Here is a 17,355-nt window from a genome sequence, read left to right as displayed (position 1 = left end):
TGCGTCAGGTTGGAACCTGATCTTCAGGGAGCGAAGCTTATCCTGCGTAATCTGCCGCAACCGTGGCGTCAGCGTCATTCGACGCTCCCACCATGCGGATGACCACGGTGGCGACAATGGCCACCACGAAATTGAGCACCAGGGCGTACAAGCCGATGTAGGCCGGAATCACCATGCCCGCAATGTGCAGTGCATAGCCTGACTTCTGAAACCCGGTGAGCGACGCTGCCCAGATGCCCCAGGCCAGACCCGCCGCCCAGCCCAGCAGCAGCGCCTTGGCATCGAACCAGCGGGTGTAGATGCCCGAGACGATGGCCGGCAGCGTCTGCAGGATCAGGATGCCACCGAGCAGCTGCAGCTGAATCGCATAGGTCAGCGGCAGGAACACAATGAACAGCAGCGCGCCGAACTTGACGATCAGCGACACCAGCTTGGCCATGTCGGTTTCCTTGGCGTGAGAGCACTCGGGGTTGATGTAGGCCTTGTAGATGTTGCGGGTGAACAGATTGGCCGCAGCAATCGACATGATGGCCGCAGGCACCAGCGCGCCAATGGCCACAGCAGCAAACCCGATGCCGACGAACCAGCTCGGGAAGTAATGCAGCAGCAGCCCAGGCATGGCGAACTGCGGGCCATACTGCTTGAAGTACGGCGCCAGATCAGGCATCTTGGCAATGCCCGAAGCGTAGGCCATATAACCCAACAGCGCGATCAAGCCCAGCATGAACGAGTACGCCGGCAGAAACACCCAGTTGCGGCGCAGGGTGTTCGGCCCCTTGGCCGACAGCACTGCGGTGGTGGCGTGCGGGTAGAGCATCAGCGCCAGCGCCGAGCCGAACGCCAGGGTGGGATAGAACGACTGCAGCCCCAGGTTGCCGTCCTTCACGGGCGGCAGCAGCAAATGCTCTTTCGGAATCGCGGCAAAAATGTTGGCAAAGCCGCCGAGCTTGATGGGCACCACGATGATCAGCGCAATCACCGTGATGTACACCAGCAGATCCTTGACCACGGCAATCGACGCCGGTGCGCGCAGGCCGCTGGTGTAGGTGAACGCCGCGAGAATGACAAAGGCGATGACCAGCGGGACATCCCCCATCAGCCCCTGCGTGGAAAAGCCCAGCCCGCCGATCACCACCTGAATGCCCACCAGCTGCAGCGCGATGTACGGCATGGTGGCCACGATGCCCGTCACCGCGATCGCCAACGCCAGCGCCGGGCTGCCGTAGCGCCCCGCAACAAAGTCCGACGCAGTAATGTAGTTGTGCTTTCTCGCCACGATCCACAGACGCGGCAGAATGGCGAACACCATCGGATAGACCAGCACGGTGTAGGGCAGCGCAAAGAAGCCCAGCGCCCCGGCACCGAACACCAGCGCCGGGACTGCGACAAAGGTGTAGGCGGTGTAGAGATCGCCGCCGATGAGGAACCAGGTGATCCAGGTACCAAAGCGGCGCCCGCCCAGACCCCATTCATGCAGGTGGTTCATGTCGCCCTTGCGCCAATGCGCCGAGGCGAAACCCAGTACCGCGATGCCGACGAACAGCGCGACAAAGACAACCGTAGCAACGACATTCATGGCATCAGTCTCCGCTTCCGGCCGGGACGACCATCTTGTAAACAATGGCGATGAACACCCCGGACAGCGGCACCCAGACCAGTTGCCACCAGTAGAAGAACGGAATGCCGAACACGCTCGGTTCCAGTTTGTTGAAGTAGGGAATGATGAGCACGGCAACGCAGGGTATCGCCAGCAGAATGAACTGCAGCGGCCCCAGTTTCTTGGGTGTGGACATGGAACGGTCTCCTGGACTTGAGCGGCGCGTTTGTGACGGCCTTCGCTTGTGTTTTAGGCCCCGGAGGCTATCTCCGGTGCGCTGACTGTCCCAGATTAGCCCAGGCGTTTACAAATGCGTGTATCTGAATGCGTCAGACGCAAGCAAACGAAAATGCACGACCGTTCGTGCGGGTAAATCCTGATGCCCCGCAACCGTCAAGAGCGCGATCGGCCACAGGTCGCGCATCTGTCATGCACCTCCCCGCCGGCGGGGAGGGAGGAGAGAACTGGGAACTGCGTGCGGCAATTCAGGCCGCGTTGTCGGAGGCCACACCCCAGCGGCGCAGCGCGGCGTCGTCGGATTCGCGCGCATCCACCCAATGCGCGCCTTCAGGCGTGGTTTCCTTCTTCCAGAACGGCGCCTGGGTCTTGAGGTAGTCCATGAGGAATTCGCAGGCAGCAAACGCCGCAGCGCGGTGGCTGCTCGCCACGAGCACCAGCACGATGTCGTCGCCCGGCAGCAAACGCCCCACGCGGTGAATCACCGTGACCCCGAGCAGAGGCCAGCGGCTCTGCGCGTCCCGCACCATGTCGGCAATGGCGCGCTCGGTCATGCCGGGATAATGCTCCAGTTCCATGGCCTGCACATGCCCCGGATCGCACACCCCCGGGTGGTGGTCTCGGCACAGACCGATGAAACTGGCAATCGCCCCCACCTCCAGTCGACCGGCGCGCAGCGCCTGCGTTTCAGCGCCAAGGTCGAACGGTTCGGTCTGGATGCGAATGTTGACCGGCACCATGGCTCAGCCCCCTGTCACCGGCGGAAAGAAGGCGACTTCGCAACCGGGCTGCAGGGCCGTGTCGGCGTCGCACATCACCTGGTTGCAGGCAACGCGCAACGGCTTGCCAGCAGCCAGCGCCAGGGCATAGCGCCCGCCCTGCGCGCGCAGCCAGTCGCGCGCCTGGCCGACAGTCTGCACCGTGTCTGGCAGATCGTGAGTCTCTTGCGCCAGACCGACGATTTCGCGCACGCTGGCGAAGTAACGCACTTGCACGCGCATGATTCAGCCTTGCAACAAAGAGGAGAACGGCAGGTAGCGCAGCATGTCGCCGCGCTGAATGGGATGCTGCGGCGGGTTGTCCACCAGCCCGTCCGCCCAGACGGTGGAGGTGAGCACCGCCGAGTTTTGCGATGGGAACAGTTCGGCCTCGCCCTGGGCATTGAGCCGCACGCGCAGGTATTCCCGCCGCCTGTCAGGCCGGGGCCAGTCGAACGCCGCACGCACCGGCAGGGCAGTCGGCGCGACCTGTGTCACACCTTGCAGTGCGAGCAGATAGGGCCGGACGAACAGCAGGAAAGTGACGAAGCTCGACACCGGATTGCCCGGCAGGCCGATGAACGCAGCCTCACCCTGCCCTGCCTCGCGGCGCACCTGACCAAAGGCCAGCGGCTTGCCCGGCTTCATGGCGATCTGCCACAGATCGAGCGTGCCCTCTGCCAGCACGGCGGGTTTGACATGGTCTTCCTCGCCCACCGACATGCCGCCGGTGGAGACGATGAGGTCGTGCTGCTGTGCGGCCTGTCGCATCACGGCGCGAGTGGCATCCAGCCGGTCCGGGACGATGCCGAAGTCTGTGGCCTCGCAGCCCGCCGCCTGCAGCAGGGCCTGGATGACAAAGCGGTTGGAGTTGTAGATCGCACCGGGGCGCAACGGCTCACCCGGCATCGCGAGTTCGTCGCCAGTGAACAGCATGGCAACGCGTGGCTTGCGCCGCACGCTGAGCGTTGCCACACCGACGGACGCCGCCAACCCCAGATCCTGCGGGCGCAGGCGCTGCCCCGCAGCCAGCACCACGCTGCCCGCCTGCACGTCCAGGCCGCGCCGCCGCACCCAGTCGCCGACATGCGGCACGGTGTTGATGCGCACCGCGTTGCCCTCGGCGGTGCATTGCTCCTGCATGACCACGACATCGGCCCCCGGAGGAATGAGCCCGCCAGTGAAGATGCGCGCCGCCGTGCCGGCCTGCAAGGGCTGCGGCACCGCACCGGCCGGGATGCGCTGGCTCACCGGCAGCAGCACGCCAGCAGTCGGCACATCGGCACTGCGCAGGGCGTAGCCGTCCATCGCCGTGTTGTCTGCCGGCGGCACGTCGATGGAAGAGCGCACGTCTGCGGCGAGCACGCGCCCCAACGCGGCGGAAATGGGCAGGGTCTCGGTTTCAACGATTGCGCTTGCCGCAGCAAGCAGGCGCTGCAAGGCGAGATCCGGATCGATCAAGGCAGAGGCAGGAGCATTCATGGCTGGTACGCGAATTGGCATGCATTGTCCAACAACCAGGCGGCCACGGCAGACGGCGTGTTGATGTCGAGGATCGCCGCAGGGATAGGCGCCGGAAGGTGCTGAGGCGAGTCGGTGGCGAGCGCCAGAATCTGTGGATCGTCGGGATAGCACAGCGGCCGCCCGGTGCTGGCTCGCCAGACTTCGACCTTGGGCAGACGGGCCTGTTTGAAGCCTTCGACGAACACCCAGTCGACCTGCGGATCGAGCATGGGCAGCAGTTCGGGCACGCCGAGTTCCTGCGGCTGCGGCAGGCGGCGCTGCAGCGCAATCAGGGCGTCGGATGCGGCCAGCACCTCATACGCGCCCGCCTCGCGGTGCCGCCAGGTGTCCTTGCCCGGATGGTCGATGTCGAAGCGGTGATGCGCATGCTTGAGCACCGACACCCGCAGGCCATCGAGCACGAAATGCTGCACCAGCGTTTCGACCAGCGTGGTCTTGCCACTGCCGGAAAACCCGGCAAAGCCGACGACTTTCATCAGACGACCGTTGCCCCTGTGGTGCAGTGCATGGCGATATACGACTTCACCGCCTCCACCTCGGCGGGCATGACCGCGAAGCGCTGCGGTCGGCGTTCCAGATCCTCCAGCCCGGCGGGCCGGGGCGGTGCGATGCCCAGCGCCTCTTGGATGGTCTCGGGGAATTTGGCGGCCAGCGCGGTTTCGAGCACCAGCATGGGCACACCCGGCTCCAGGTGTTCGCGCGCAACCTTCACGCCGTCGGCGGTATGGGTGTCGATCATCCTCTGGCTGCCCTGCCAGACGCTGCGGATGGTGGCCAGACGGTCGGCATGGGTGCTGCTGCCGGAGGCGAAGCCGTAGTCGCTTGCCACCCTGGCGAATGCCGCATCGGCCGACAGATCGAACAGGCCTTTTTGCTGCAGTTCGGTGGAGAACAGCGCGTTCACCCGCCGGGCGTCCCGGCCCAGCAGATCGAACACGAAGCGCTCGAAATTCGAGGCCTTGGAAATGTCCATCGACGGGCTGGAGGTGTGATGGGTTTCGGCCGACTTGCGCGGGCGGTAGAGACCGGTGCGGAAGAACTCGTCGAGCACATTGTTTTCATTGGTGGCCAGCACCAGCTTGCGGATCGGCAGCCCCATCATGCGCGCCACATGCCCGGCGCAGATGTTGCCGAAGTTGCCCGAGGGCACGGTGAAACTGACCTGCTCGGCATTGCTGCGCGTGGCCTGGAAGTAGCCGGCGAAGTAGTAGACGATCTGCGCTGCCAGCCGCGCCCAGTTGATGGAATTGACCGTGCCGATGCGCCAGCGGCGCTTGAAGTCGAGGTCATTGGACACGGCCTTGACCATGTCCTGCGCATCGTCGAACACCCCTTGCACCGCGATGTTGTGGATGTTGGGATCGGCGAGCGAATACATCTGCGCGGTCTGGAATGCGCTCATCTTGCCGAAGGGCGAGAGCATGAACACGCGGATGCCGCGCTTGCCGCGCATGGCGTATTCGGCCGCGCTGCCGGTGTCTCCCGAGGTTGCGCCCAGGATGTTGAGCTCGGCGCCCTGCCGCGCCAGCGCGTACTCGAACAGATTGCCGAGCAGTTGCATGGCCATGTCCTTGAACGCCAGGGTCGGCCCCTCGGACAGGCCAAGCAGGGCCAGGCCCGGATCGCCCTGCAGGGGCTTGAGCGGGACGATGCGGGCATCCCCGCCAAACACGTCGGCGGTATAGGTCTTGGCAATCAGGCCGCGCAGATCGTCTGCGGGAATGTCGGTGATGAAAAGCGACAGGATTTCATGTGCCAGATCGACGTAGGACAAATCGCGCCAGCGCGCCAGCGTGGCTGCGTCGATCTGCGGATAGTGCTCGGGCAGGTAGAGGCCGCCATCAGGCGCGAGGCCCTCGAGCAGGATGTCGGAAAAGCCGCGGGTCGCGGACTCGCCGCGGGTGCTCAGGTAACGCATCAGCGCAACTCCTCTTTGCGAATGCGCACGATGGGCGCGTGCACGCTGGGCAGGGCCTGCATGCGGGCCATGGCGGCATTCATGCGCGCCTCCTGGGTGTCGTGGGTGAGGATGATGACATCGGTCTGGTGCTCGCCCTCCCCGGCCTCGCGCTGGATCAGACCATCGATGGAAATGCCCCCGTCCGCGAGGATGCGGGTGAGATCGGCCAGCACGCCGGCACGATCGGCAACCCGCAGCCGCAGGTAATAGGCCGTCACCACCTGGTCCATCGGCAGAATGGGCAGATCGCTCATCGCATCGGGCTGAAAGGCCAGATGCGGCACGCGGTGCTCGGGGTCGGCCGTGTGCAGCCGGGTCACGTCCACCAGATCGGCAATCACCGCGGACGCCGTGGGCTCGGAGCCTGCGCCCTTGCCGTAATACAGCGTGGGTCCCACGGCATCGGCCTGCACCACTACGGCATTCATCGCCCCCTCGACATTGGCGACCAGCCGGGTGGCCGGAATCAGGGTGGGATGCACGCGCAGTTCGATGCCCTGCGCCGTGCGCTTGGTGATGCCCAGCAGCTTGATGCGGTAGCCCAGTTGCTCGGCGTAGCGAATATCGGCGGACTGCAAGGCGGTGATGCCCTCGACATAGGCCTTGTCGAACTGCACCGGCACGCCAAACGCGATGGCGCAGAGGATGGTGGCCTTGTGCGCCGCGTCCACACCCTCGATGTCGAAGGTCGGGTCGGCCTCGGCGTAGCCCAGCGCCTGCGCCTGCTGAAGCGCACTGGCAAAGTCCAGCCCCTTGTCGCGCATTTCCGACAGGATGAAATTGGTGGTGCCGTTGATGATGCCCGCAACCCATTCGATGCGGTTGCCTGCCAGCCCTTCGCGCACCGCCTTGATGATGGGAATGCCGCCGGCCACCGCCGCCTCGAAGGCCACCATCACGCCCTTGGCCTGCGCCGCCGCGAAAATCTCGTTGCCATGCAATGCCAGCAGCGCCTTGTTGGCCGTGACCACATGCTTGCCCGCGTCAATGGCTGCCAGCACCAGTTCGCGCGCCGGACTGAAGCCACCCATGAGTTCCACGACGATGTCGATATCGGGCCGTGTGGCCAGGGCCATGAAATCGGTGGTGATGGGCAGCGCATCCCCCAGGGCAGCGCGCGCCTTCGCAGGGTTGCGCGCGGCAATCGCCTCGATCGCAATGCCACGCCCGGCGCGTCGCTGGATCTCTTCCTGGTTGCGCGCAAGCACCTTGACCACACCGCTGGCCACTGTGCCCGCGCCGAGAAGGGCAATCTGTAAAGGTTTCATAGAGAACGGGAGTGGAGATCAGGCCGAGGCCGAGGCAACGGCGCGGTTGCGCTTGCGGAGGTGTTCGAGGAATCGCGCGATGCGGCCGATCGCCTCGGTCAGATCATCGGCATTGGGCAGAAACACCAGCCGGAAATGATCGGGCTGCGGCCAGTTGAAGCCGGTGCCCTGCACGATCAGCACTTTCTCCTGCGCCAGCAGGTCGTAGGCAAACTGCTGGTCGTCGGTGATGGGATACACCTTGGGATCGAGGCGCACAAACATGTACAGCGCCGCCTTCGGCTTGACCACGCTGACGCCCGGAATCTGCGACAGCAGTTCGTACGCCAGATCGCGCTGCTTGGTCAGCCGTCCCTGCGGGGCCACGAGATCCTTGATGCTCTGGTAACCGCCCAGTGCGGTCTGGATGGCCAGCTGACCCGGCGTGTTGGCGCACAGGCGCATCGACGCCAGCATGGTCAGTCCCTCGATGTAGTCGCGGGCATGCCGCTTGTTGCCCGACACCACCATCCAGCCCGAGCGATATCCGCAGGAGCGGTAGTTCTTCGACAGGCCATTGAACGTGATGAACAGCACATCGTCGGCCAGCGAGGCGATGCTGGTGTGGGTGTTACCGTCGTAAAGCGTCTTGTCGTAAATCTCGTCGGCGAACACGATCAGCTCATGCTCGCGCGCCACCTGCACGATCTCCTCAAGCAGTTCGCGCGGATACAGCGCCCCGGTGGGATTGTTGGGGTTGATCACCACGATGGCCCGGGTATGGGGCGTGATCTTGCTGCGGATGTCGGCAATGTCGGGATACCAGTCCGACTGCTCGTCGCAGATGTAGTGCACCGGGTTGCCGCCCGACAGCGCCACCGAAGCAGTGTAGAGCGGATAGTCGGGCGCCGGAATCAGCACCTCGTCACCGTTGTTGAGCAGCGCGTTCATCGCCATGTTGATGAGTTCGGAGGCACCGTTGCCGATGAACACATCGTCGATCCCCACCCCGGCAATGCCCTTCTCCTGGGTGTAGTGCACGATGGACTTGCGCGGCGCGAACAACCCCTTGGAGTCCGTGTAGCCCGCGGCGCTCGGCAGGTTGTGGATCATGTCCTGCACGATCTCGTCGGGCGGCTCGAAGCCGAATACCGCCAGGTTGCCGATATTGAGCTTGATGATCCGCTGACCATCCTCTTCCATCTGCCGCGCCTTGTCGAGCACGGGGCCGCGGATGTCATAGCAGACATCGGCCAGTTTGTCGGACTTACGAAATTCGCGCACACGCACCTCACTCGATCGACTTCGAAAACGCCCCACATCGCGCGGCCAGGCGCCGGATCCGCCCCCGCTGGGCCTGGGGACTCGGGCCGACGCCCACCTGCAAACCCTAGGGCGAACCCTATAATTTACCTCCATCTGCAAACCCGGCCATTGGAACTCCCTGCGTTTTCACGGAATTTTCAACCGGAAAATCGCCAAAGCGGCCACCGCAGCAGCCATGAAACTCCAGCCCGATTTCGCTCCCGACACGCAGATGGTCACCGCCTACGGGCCTGGCTATGTCACGGTCAACGGAGTACGGCACACCACCGCCTGCCTGTTTGCGCCGCAGCAAGCCCCACAGCCCTGGGGAGTGGACAGTGTCCATGCGCTGCAGGCCGCGCACATCCAGACCTTGCTGGGGGAGCCGCTGCCCGAACTCGTGCTCATCGGCACCGGCACGCGGCAGCATCTTCTCCCGCCTTCCCTGATGCGCCAGCTCATTGCGCAGCGCATTGGCTGGGAGGTCATGGACACCGCAGCCGCCTGCCGCACCTACAACATTCTGGCCGGTGAAGGCCGCCGGGTTCTGGCCGCCTTGATCATCGAGTGAGGCCGCATTTTGCGGCGCAAGATAAAATAAGGTTTTACGTCCGACCGTTCTCTGCCGCGACAATCAAAACTGATCACAGCGCGTGGACAAAACGATGCAGCAGCCCAGCAGGAGACTTCATGGCTTTGGTCTTGAATAAAGTGGTTCCCGATTTCGAAGCCGCCGCCACCAGTGGCGTGCAATTCAGCCCGAAAAACTATCTGGGCAAAAAAATTGTTCTCTACTTCTACCCCAAGGACATGACTCCCGGTTGCACCACCGAGTCCATGCACTTCCGCGACAACTTTGCAGCATTCGAGGCAGCGAACGCCGTGATTTTCGGCATCTCGCGCGACAACCTGCTGTCGCACGAAAAGTTCAAGGCCCACCTCGAACTCCCTTTCGACCTGATCGCAGACACCGAAGAAAAGCTCTGCCACATGTTTGGCGTGGTGAAGAACAAGATCATGTACGGCAAGAAAGTCAAGGGAATCGAGCGCAGCACCTTTGTCATCGACGCCGAAGGGGTGCTGCGCCAGGAATGGCGCGGTGTCAAGGTGGCCGGGCATGTGGACGAAGTGCTCGACGTCATCCAGAAACTCTGACTCGGCAATCCCTCCCAGCGCGGCGCTTTGTCTTGAACATCCGATTCCGCTGCACAACAGTCCTTGGCAGAGATGGCCATCTCTGCATCGCTCACCAAGGCGATGCGCAGACCGTCACGCCCCCCATCCACAACGAGCTGAACGCCGCCGTGCTGTGACCCAACAGTCGGCGGTTTTTTATTGTCCACGCCGCGCGCCTTCCAACCCTTCAACCGACTGCCCACGCCATGCCCCTGCCTCCCCCACCAAAGTCCATGGGTAGCCTGCTGACACAGGCTGTCAAGCCCGCTTCGGCCTCGGCCCAGCCGGAAAGGCCTGCGCGCAACAGAGCCACGACAACCGCCAGGCAGGCTGTCAAACCCCCGGAGGCAGCGCCGCTGGCGCACGCGCCGGAAGGCATGCCCGTGGCGGTGGCCGCGACGAGCGCGGCTGTGGAGCGCCCGAACGAAAAGCCCGCAGCGGCCAAGCGGGCAGCAGCGCGTCTGGAACCTGCCAAGCTCTTCGTGCTCGACACCAATGTTCTGCTGCATGATCCGATGTCGCTCTACCGCTTTGAGGAGCACGACATTTATCTGCCCATGGTGACGCTGGAGGAACTCGACGCGCACAAGAAGGGCTTGTCGGAAGTGGCGCGCAACGGGCGCCAGGTCAGCCGGGAGCTGGACGCGCTGGTGGCCGATACCGGCAGCGCCATCGATCAGGGCATCGCCCTGAGCCGCACCGGTCATGCCGAGGCCAAGGGCCGTCTGTTCTTCCAGACCCGCGCGCACGATGTGGAGTTGCCCATCGCCCTGCCGCAAGGCAAGGCGGACAACCAGATTCTTGCCGTGCTGCAGGATCTCACGCGCATCCATGCCGATCGCCCGGTCGTGCTGGTGTCCAAGGACATCAACATGCGGGTCAAGGCCCGCGCCCTCGGACTGCACGCCGAGGACTATGCCAACGACAAGACGCTCGACGACGTCGATCTGCTCTACACCGGCATGATGGTGCTGCCGCCCGATTTCTGGGATCGGCAGGCCAAGTCGGTGGAAAGCTGGCAGCAGGGCGGCAACACCTATTACCGCGTGCAGGGCAAGTTCGTCAGTCAGATGCTGGTCAACCAGGCGGTGTACTGGGAGAGTGGCAGCGCCCCACCGCTGTATGCCCGCGTCAAGGAGATTCGGGCCAACACCGCTGTGTTGCAGGTCATGCGCGATCATGCCCATCAGAAGAACGCCGTCTGGGGCGTCACGGCGCGCAACCGCGAACAGAACTTCGCCCTCAATCTGCTGATGGACCCGGAAGTCGATTTCGTCACCCTGGCCGGTCAGGCCGGCACCGGCAAGACGCTGCTCGCGCTGGCCGCCGGCCTGTCGCAGGTGCTCGACGCGCGGCGCTACAACGAAATCATCGTCACCCGCGTGACCGTTCCCGTGGGCGAGGACATCGGCTATCTGCCCGGAACCGAAGAGGAAAAGATGGGCCCCTGGATGGGCGCGCTCGATGACAACCTCGAGGTACTCAACCAGAGCGAAGGCGGCAACTCGGGCGGCGAATGGGGCCGCGCTGCCACACAGGAACTCATTCGCTCGAAAATCAAGATCAAGAGCATGAATTTCATGCGCGGACGGACCTTCCTCAACAAATACGTCATCATCGACGAAGCGCAGAACCTCACGCCCAAGCAGATGAAGACGCTGATCACGCGCGCCGGTCCGGGCACCAAGCTGGTCTGCATGGGCAATATCGCGCAGATCGACACCCCGTATCTGACCGAAGGGAGCTCGGGCATGACCTTCGTCGTCGACCGTTTCAAGGGCTGGGCACACAGCGGCCACGTGACCCTCGCCCGTGGCGAGCGCAGCCGCCTGGCCGATTACGCCAGCGAGGTGCTGTAGGGGTTGTCAGCAGGAAAACGGCGCGCGCTCTCAAGGAAACACAGGGCCCCTCCAAGTTTCCTTTCCCCCACTGGGAGGCGGGACGGCGAGCCGCCCCTGGGTGCGCTCAGAACTCGCGCGTCAGGTTTTCGAAGCGGGTCAGCGGTTTGATGAAGGCAAGGTGCACGACGCCAATCGGGCCGTTGCGCTGCTTGCCGATGATGACCTCGGCCACCCCGGCATCCTTCGAGTCCTTGTTGTAGACCTCATCGCGGTAGATGAACAGGATCACGTCCGCATCCTGCTCGATGGCGCCCGACTCGCGCAAGTCGCTCATCACCGGGCGCTTGTCGGTACGCTTTTCCAGGTCCCGGTTGAGCTGCGACAGCGCGATGACCGGGCAATGCAATTCCTTGGCCAGCGCCTTGAGAGAACGGGAGATCTCCGAGATTTCCGTTGCGCGGTTTTCGCCGTCGCGCGAGGACGACATGAGCTGCAGGTAATCCACGACGATCAGGCCTAGCCGCCCACCAAACTGGCGCGCCAGACGACGCGAGCGCGCGCGCAGCTCCAGGGGGTTGAGCGCCGGAGTCTCGTCGATGTGCATGTGCACGTCCTGCAGGCGTTCGATGGTTTCCGGCAAGCGGGTCCATTCGTCTTCGGAGAGCTGACCGGTGCGCAGATGGCTCTGATCGATCCGCCCCATCGAACCCACCACCCGCAGCACCAGCTGCGAGGCGCCCATTTCCATGCTGAACACGGCCACGGGCAATTGCTCATTGATCGCCACGTGCTCGGCAATGTTCAGCGAAAACGCGGTCTTGCCCATGGACGGACGACCAGCGACGATGACCAGATCGCCGGGCTGCAAACCGGCCGTCATGCGGTCGAGGTCGGCAAAGCCGGTGGGCACGCCCGTGGTGTCCGTGCCGCCCCGCTCGGCCAGCTCGCTCACGCGCTTGAGCAGATCCCCCAGCAAGCCCTTCATCGACTGAAAACCGGCAGCGGATTTGGCGCCCTCTTCCGAAATGGCAAAGATGCGCGACTCGGCCTCGTCGAGAATCTGCTGCACACCGCGGCCCTGCGGGTTCAAGGCGTTCTGCGCAATGTCATCGCTGATGGTGACCAACTGGCGCAACACCGAGCGCTCGCGCACGATCTCGGCATAGCGCCGGATGTTGGCCGCACTGGGCACACATTGCGCGAGCGAATTGAGGTAAGGCAGACCGCCGCACTCCTCGTGCTTGCCGATGGATTGCAGCGCCTCCAGCACAGTGATCACATCGGCCGGCTTGTTCAGGTTGATCAGATCGGCAATGGCCTGGAAGATGGCGCGATGCTCGTAACGATAGAACTGCGCCGCGACCAGCAGATCGGCCACCTTGTCGAAGGACTGGTTATCGAGCAGCAAGCCGCCGAGCACCGACTGCTCCGCCTCGATGGAATGCGGCGGCGTGCGGATGGCGTCGATGGCTTGGTCTTGCATGGCGGAGGCAAACAGGAAATGGGGCGCGGAAACTCGAAATGGCATTGTGCCGCAGCAGGCCAGGCCGCAGCGCAGACGACAAGGGCCGCATGCGCGGCCCTTGTCTGCAGCGATGATCAGCCAAACAACTTACATCGCTTCAGCCTTGACATGCAGGGTGATGTCAGTGACGACATCGGTATGCAGGGCGATCGACACCGGATGTTCCCCGGTCGTCTTCACATGGCCTGCGGGAAAGCGCACCTGCGCCTTGCTCACTTCGAAGCCCTGCTTGGTGAGCGCTTCTGCCACGTCGCCATGGGTGACCGAGCCGAACAGACGGCCATCCACCCCAGCCTTCTGGACCAGGGTGATGACCAGGCCAGCCAGCTTTTCGCCAGTGGCTTGTGCCTGGGCCAGCTTGTCGGCGGCGTGCTTTTCCATCTCGGCGCGGCGCGCCTCGAACTCCGCCATGGCTGCCGCAGTGGCGCGGCGGGCCATTTTTTTCGGGATCAGGAAGTTGCGGGCATAACCGTCCTTGACCTTGACCACATCGCCCAGGTTACCGACGTTCAATACTTTTTCGAGAAGAATGATTTGCATGATGTCGTCCCCGGATTAGCCCTTGTGCAGGTCGGTGTAGGGCAGCAAGGCCAGAAAGCGCGCGCGCTTGATGGCGGTGTTGAGCTGGCGCTGGTAGTGGGCGCTGGTGCCGGTCAGACGGGCGGGAATGATGCGGGCGTTTTCAGCGATCAGATCCTTGAGCACATCAACGTCCTTGTAGTCGATCTGCTCGACCTTGGCGACGGTGAAGCGGCAGAAGCGCTTGCGCTTGAACAGCGAGGACTGCTGGTTGCGACGGGCGCGCTTGGGATCGTTCTTTTTGTCAAACTTGCGTGGTGGTGCCATGGTTAAACCTCGATGTATTGTGTGACGTGCAGTTTCATCTGGCGCGAGCCGCGACGTGTTGCACGCAAAAAACCGGAAACGCGCAGGACTGCTCCCGGGCTCAAGCGCTGAAGTTCGCGTGCGATCAGTCCAAATCCGACACAGCCGATGTCCAGCTGCACATCACAAGGCACTCCGGCCTCGGACTGGGTGGATTGATGCTGCAACACGAAGTCCAGCGCTTCGATGCCGGCCGGGGTGTAACGCAGTTCGCTGCGTTCGGCCAGAGTGCCCTGGAGATCGAGCCGATTGATCAGGCCGTTTGCTCCTGTTGCGCCTTGCGGGCTTCCTCGCGCTCGACATGCTTCATCATGATGGACGGCGCGGTTTCCGCCTTGTCCATCTTGATGACCAGACTGCGCAACACGGCGTCGTTGAACTTGAAGCTGTGCTCGAGTTCACGCAAGGTGTCGAGGTCGCATTCGATGTTCATGCAGGCGTAATGCGCCTTGGCCAGCTTCTGGATGGGATAGGCCAGTTGGCGGCGACCCCAGTCCTCGACCCGGTGCAGCTGCCCCCCCTTGGCGGTGACCGTGGCTTTGTAGCGCTCGATCATCGAGGGCACTTGCTCGCTCTGATCCGGGTGAAAAATCAACACGATTTCGTAGTGACGCATGCAGACTCCTTCAATGCGGCAACGCAGCATCTGCACCAGCCCTTTGGCCAGACAGTGCGCTGTCCTTGTGGATAAAAGCCGCCCGGGGCAGCCAGAGCGTCAATTCTGGCAACTTGGCCGGTGCGGCAAGGAACCAAGCATTATATACAGACCGTTCCCGCTTGAGAGGCTTACTTTTTGGCAAGCTGCTGCCAGGTGGCAATCACTGTGTCCGGGTTGAGGGAGATGGAAGAAATGCCCTGCTCCATCAGCCACTGCGCGAGGTCGGGGTGGTCGGACGGCCCCTGTCCACAAATGCCGACGTATTTCCCTTCGGCGCGGCAGGCGGCGATCGCCTGCGCCAGCAGCACCTTCACCGCTGGATCGCGCTCGTCGAATGCCTGCGCCACCAGCCCGGAGTCGCGGTCCAGACCCAGGGTGAGCTGGGTCAGGTCGTTGGAGCCGATGGAGAACCCGTCGAAGTACTGCAAAAAATCCTTGGCAAGCACCGCGTTGGACGGCACTTCGCACATCATGATCACGCGCAGGCCATGGTCTCCACGCTTGAGCCCGTGGCGGGCCAGCAAATCGATGACCCCCTTGGCTTCGCCGAGTGTGCGCACAAAGGGCACCATGATTTCGACGTTGTCCAGCCCCATCTGTTCGCGCACGCGCTTGAGCGCGACGCACTCCATCTCGAAGCTTTGCGCGAAGTCGGGCGAGACATAGCGTGATGCGCCTCGGAATCCGAGCATGGGGTTTTCTTCGTCCGGTTCATAGCGAGAACCGCCGATGAGCTTCTTGTACTCATTGGACTTGAAGTCGGACAGGCGCACGATCACCGGCTTGGGATAGAACGCCGCAGCGATGGTGGCAACACCCTCGGCGAGCTTGTCCACGTAAAAGGCACGTGGGCTGACGTGACCGCGCGCCACGCTTTCCACGGCCTTTTTCAGATCGGCATCAATGTTCGGATATTCGAGCACCGCACGCGGGTGGACACCGATGTTGTTGTTGATGATGAACTCCAGCCGTGCCAGCCCGACGCCCTGATTGGGAATCTGCGAAAAATCGAAGGCCAGGGTGGGATTGCCCACGTTCATCATGATTTTCGTCGGGACTTCGGGCATGGTGCCGCGCTGCACCTCGGTGACCTCGGTTTCCAGCAGCCCGTCGTAAATCTGCCCGGTATCTCCCTGGGCGCACGACACCGTGACCAGCATGTCGTCCTTGAGAACTTCGGTGGCATGGCCGCAGCCGACCACGGCGGGAATGCCCAGTTCGCGCGCGATGATCGCAGCGTGACAGGTGCGCCCGCCGCGGTTGGTGACAATGGCCGCCGCCTTTTTCATCACCGGCTCCCAGTTCGGGTCGGTCATGTCGGTCACCAGCACGTCGCCAGCCTGCACATGATCCATGTCGGCAATGGAATGCACCACGCGCACGGGACCGGCGCCGATTTTCTGGCCGATCGCGCGCCCGGTGATCAGCACCGCGCCCTTGCCCTTGAGGGTGTAGCGCTGTTCGGTGTGCGCCTGGCCGCGTGATTTCACCGTCTCCGGCCGGGCCTGCAGGATGTAGAGTTGGCCGTCCACGCCATCCTTGCCCCATTCGATGTCCATCGGACGCTGGTAATGCGCCTCGATGGTCAGTGCAAAACGCGCAAGTTCCTGGGCCTCGGCATCGGTCAGGCAATAACGGTTGCGCAGTTCGGACGGCGTGTCTGTGGTCTGTACCAGATGCGGCGAGCCGGGCGGTGCGAACTCCATGCGGATGAGCTTGGAGCCGAGATTGCGACGGATCACCGCGTCCTTGCCCGCGCGCAACGTCGGCTTGAACACATAGAACTCGTCCGGGTTGACCGCGCCCTGTACAACAGTCTCGCCCAGACCATAGGACGCGGTGATGAACACCACATCGGGAAAGCCCGATTCGGTATCGAGGGTGAACATCACGCCGGAGACCGCCTTGTCGCTGCGCACCATGCGCTGCACCCCGGCCGACAGGGCGACATCGCTGTGAATGAAGCCCTTGTGCACGCGGTAGGAAATGGCACGGTCGTTGTAGAGCGAGGCGAAGACGTGCTTGATCTTGTCCAGCACGGCGTCGATGCCGCTGACGTTGAGATAACTCTCCTGCTGTCCGGCAAACGAGGCATCCGGCAGGTCTTCTGCCGTGGCGGACGAGCGCACGGCAAACGAGGTTTCGGGTTGCCCCGCAGTGAGGTCGGTGTAGGCCTGGCGCACGGCCTGTTCCAGATCGGCGGGCAGCGGGGTGTCGAGCACCCACTGCCGGATTTGCGCACCGGTGCGCTCCAGCGCGCGCACATCGTCTGCATCCAGCGCCTCGAGCGCCGCATGGATGCGCTGATCCAGGCCACCGGCGCGCAGGAATTCGCGGAATGCATACGCCGTGGTGGCAAAGCCACCGGGAACGCGCACCCCACTGCTGGACAACTGCGTGATCATTTCTCCGAGTGAGGCATTCTTGCCGCCCACCTGATCAATATCACTCATGCGCACATCTTCCAGCCGCAGAATGAGCTCTTTGCCGCTATGGGCCGTGTTTCGTTGAGTCATGACGAAAGTCCTTCATAGAATGAAAAAAATCGTGCGCAGCGCTGAATGTGGCGAAAATGACATATTTCGTTCGGGTTATCTCGTCGTCTTCGCACGTCACACTGACAATGGAAACCATTCTAGGTT

Annotated in this window: 18 protein-coding genes; 3 read left to right on the top strand and 15 right to left on the bottom strand. The window is 63.2% G+C overall.

The genetic code is table 11. From position 1 onward, the window contains the following. Positions 1 to 37: 37 nt before the first annotated feature. The 9 genes from mctP to AC1ZQA_RS06470 all read right to left on the bottom strand — a co-directional run bounded on the left by mctP (position 38) and on the right by AC1ZQA_RS06470 (position 8,607). Positions 38 to 1,576 carry a monocarboxylate uptake permease MctP gene (mctP, locus tag AC1ZQA_RS06510; RefSeq protein ID WP_482678994.1) on the bottom strand — a complete coding sequence of 513 codons (1,539 nt, stop codon included), beginning with the start codon at positions 1,574 to 1,576 and terminating at the stop codon, positions 38 to 40. Positions 1,577 to 1,580: 4 nt separating this feature from the next. Further along, positions 1,581 to 1,793, bottom strand: coding sequence for a DUF3311 domain-containing protein (locus AC1ZQA_RS06505; RefSeq protein WP_482678993.1), 213 nt, complete (start codon positions 1,791 to 1,793; stop codon positions 1,581 to 1,583). A gap of 289 nt (positions 1,794 to 2,082) precedes the next feature. Then, the gene (gene moaE / locus AC1ZQA_RS06500; RefSeq protein WP_482678992.1) at positions 2,083 to 2,574 is read right to left on the bottom strand and encodes a molybdopterin synthase catalytic subunit MoaE; all 492 of its coding nucleotides are present in this window, start codon (positions 2,572 to 2,574) and stop codon (positions 2,083 to 2,085) included. Positions 2,575 to 2,577: 3 nt separating this feature from the next. Then, positions 2,578 to 2,835, bottom strand: a complete 258-nt coding sequence (gene moaD / locus AC1ZQA_RS06495) for a molybdopterin converting factor subunit 1 (RefSeq protein ID WP_482678991.1) — start codon at positions 2,833 to 2,835, stop codon at positions 2,578 to 2,580. A 3-nt stretch (positions 2,836 to 2,838) separates the two neighbouring features. Beyond that, a complete protein-coding gene (locus tag AC1ZQA_RS06490) occupies positions 2,839 to 4,074 on the bottom strand; it encodes a molybdopterin molybdotransferase MoeA (protein WP_482678990.1) in 1,236 nt (411 codons plus the stop codon). Next, entirely contained in the window at positions 4,071 to 4,592 is a 522-nt protein-coding gene (gene mobB / locus AC1ZQA_RS06485; RefSeq protein WP_482678989.1) for a molybdopterin-guanine dinucleotide biosynthesis protein B, read from the bottom strand. Before mobB ends, AC1ZQA_RS06490 begins: the two co-directional genes overlap by 4 nt. Further along, entirely contained in the window at positions 4,592 to 6,034 is a 1,443-nt protein-coding gene (gene thrC, locus AC1ZQA_RS06480; protein ID WP_482678988.1) for a threonine synthase, read from the bottom strand. The genes mobB and thrC overlap by 1 nt, the downstream gene beginning before the upstream one ends. Further along, positions 6,034 to 7,344, bottom strand: a complete 1,311-nt coding sequence (locus tag AC1ZQA_RS06475; RefSeq protein ID WP_482678987.1) for a homoserine dehydrogenase — start codon at positions 7,342 to 7,344, stop codon at positions 6,034 to 6,036. Before AC1ZQA_RS06475 ends, thrC begins: the two co-directional genes overlap by 1 nt. 18 nt (positions 7,345 to 7,362) lie before the next feature. Beyond that, positions 7,363 to 8,607, bottom strand: coding sequence for a pyridoxal phosphate-dependent aminotransferase (locus AC1ZQA_RS06470; protein WP_482678986.1), 1,245 nt, complete (start codon positions 8,605 to 8,607; stop codon positions 7,363 to 7,365). 217 nt (positions 8,608 to 8,824) lie between these two features. On the opposite strand from AC1ZQA_RS06470, the gene AC1ZQA_RS06465 reads away from it, so the two are divergent. From AC1ZQA_RS06465 to AC1ZQA_RS06455, 3 genes are all read left to right on the top strand, one after another. After that, positions 8,825 to 9,199, top strand: a complete 375-nt coding sequence (locus AC1ZQA_RS06465) for an Mth938-like domain-containing protein (protein WP_482678985.1) — start codon at positions 8,825 to 8,827, stop codon at positions 9,197 to 9,199. A gap of 119 nt (positions 9,200 to 9,318) precedes the next feature. Continuing rightward, on the top strand, positions 9,319 to 9,783 hold the full coding sequence (locus tag AC1ZQA_RS06460; RefSeq protein WP_482678984.1) for a peroxiredoxin: 465 nt from the start codon (positions 9,319 to 9,321) through the stop codon (positions 9,781 to 9,783). Positions 9,784 to 10,010: 227 nt separating this feature from the next. Further along, positions 10,011 to 11,663, top strand: a complete 1,653-nt coding sequence (locus AC1ZQA_RS06455; RefSeq protein WP_482678983.1) for a PhoH family protein — start codon at positions 10,011 to 10,013, stop codon at positions 11,661 to 11,663. A 106-nt stretch (positions 11,664 to 11,769) separates the two neighbouring features. Here the strand turns inward: AC1ZQA_RS06455 and dnaB are convergent, their stop codons facing one another. The 6 genes from dnaB to ppsA all read right to left on the bottom strand — a co-directional run bounded on the left by dnaB (position 11,770) and on the right by ppsA (position 17,229). Continuing rightward, the gene (gene dnaB / locus AC1ZQA_RS06450; protein WP_482678982.1) at positions 11,770 to 13,128 is read right to left on the bottom strand and encodes a replicative DNA helicase; all 1,359 of its coding nucleotides are present in this window, start codon (positions 13,126 to 13,128) and stop codon (positions 11,770 to 11,772) included. A gap of 129 nt (positions 13,129 to 13,257) precedes the next feature. After that, complete coding sequence (gene rplI, locus AC1ZQA_RS06445; protein WP_482678981.1) at positions 13,258 to 13,710, bottom strand: 50S ribosomal protein L9; 453 nt, start codon at positions 13,708 to 13,710, stop codon at positions 13,258 to 13,260. A 15-nt stretch (positions 13,711 to 13,725) separates the two neighbouring features. Beyond that, positions 13,726 to 14,016: a 30S ribosomal protein S18 gene (rpsR, locus tag AC1ZQA_RS06440; RefSeq protein WP_013106369.1), complete on the bottom strand. Its 291-nt coding sequence runs from the start codon at positions 14,014 to 14,016 to the stop codon at positions 13,726 to 13,728. A gap of 2 nt (positions 14,017 to 14,018) precedes the next feature. After that, a complete protein-coding gene (gene priB, locus AC1ZQA_RS06435; protein ID WP_482679285.1) occupies positions 14,019 to 14,309 on the bottom strand; it encodes a primosomal replication protein N in 291 nt (96 codons plus the stop codon). Beyond that, positions 14,309 to 14,671, bottom strand: coding sequence for a 30S ribosomal protein S6 (gene rpsF / locus AC1ZQA_RS06430; RefSeq protein ID WP_482678980.1), 363 nt, complete (start codon positions 14,669 to 14,671; stop codon positions 14,309 to 14,311). Before rpsF ends, priB begins: the two co-directional genes overlap by 1 nt. A gap of 170 nt (positions 14,672 to 14,841) precedes the next feature. Then, a complete protein-coding gene (gene ppsA / locus AC1ZQA_RS06425; protein WP_482678979.1) occupies positions 14,842 to 17,229 on the bottom strand; it encodes a phosphoenolpyruvate synthase in 2,388 nt (795 codons plus the stop codon). Between the last annotated feature and the right edge of the window lie 126 nt (positions 17,230 to 17,355).

The sequence above is a fragment of the Thiomonas sp. DCM-2 genome (assembly GCF_056820905.1).
The sequence above is the reverse complement of the archived record's forward strand: the minus strand, read 5'-3'. Positions and strand labels throughout refer to the sequence as shown.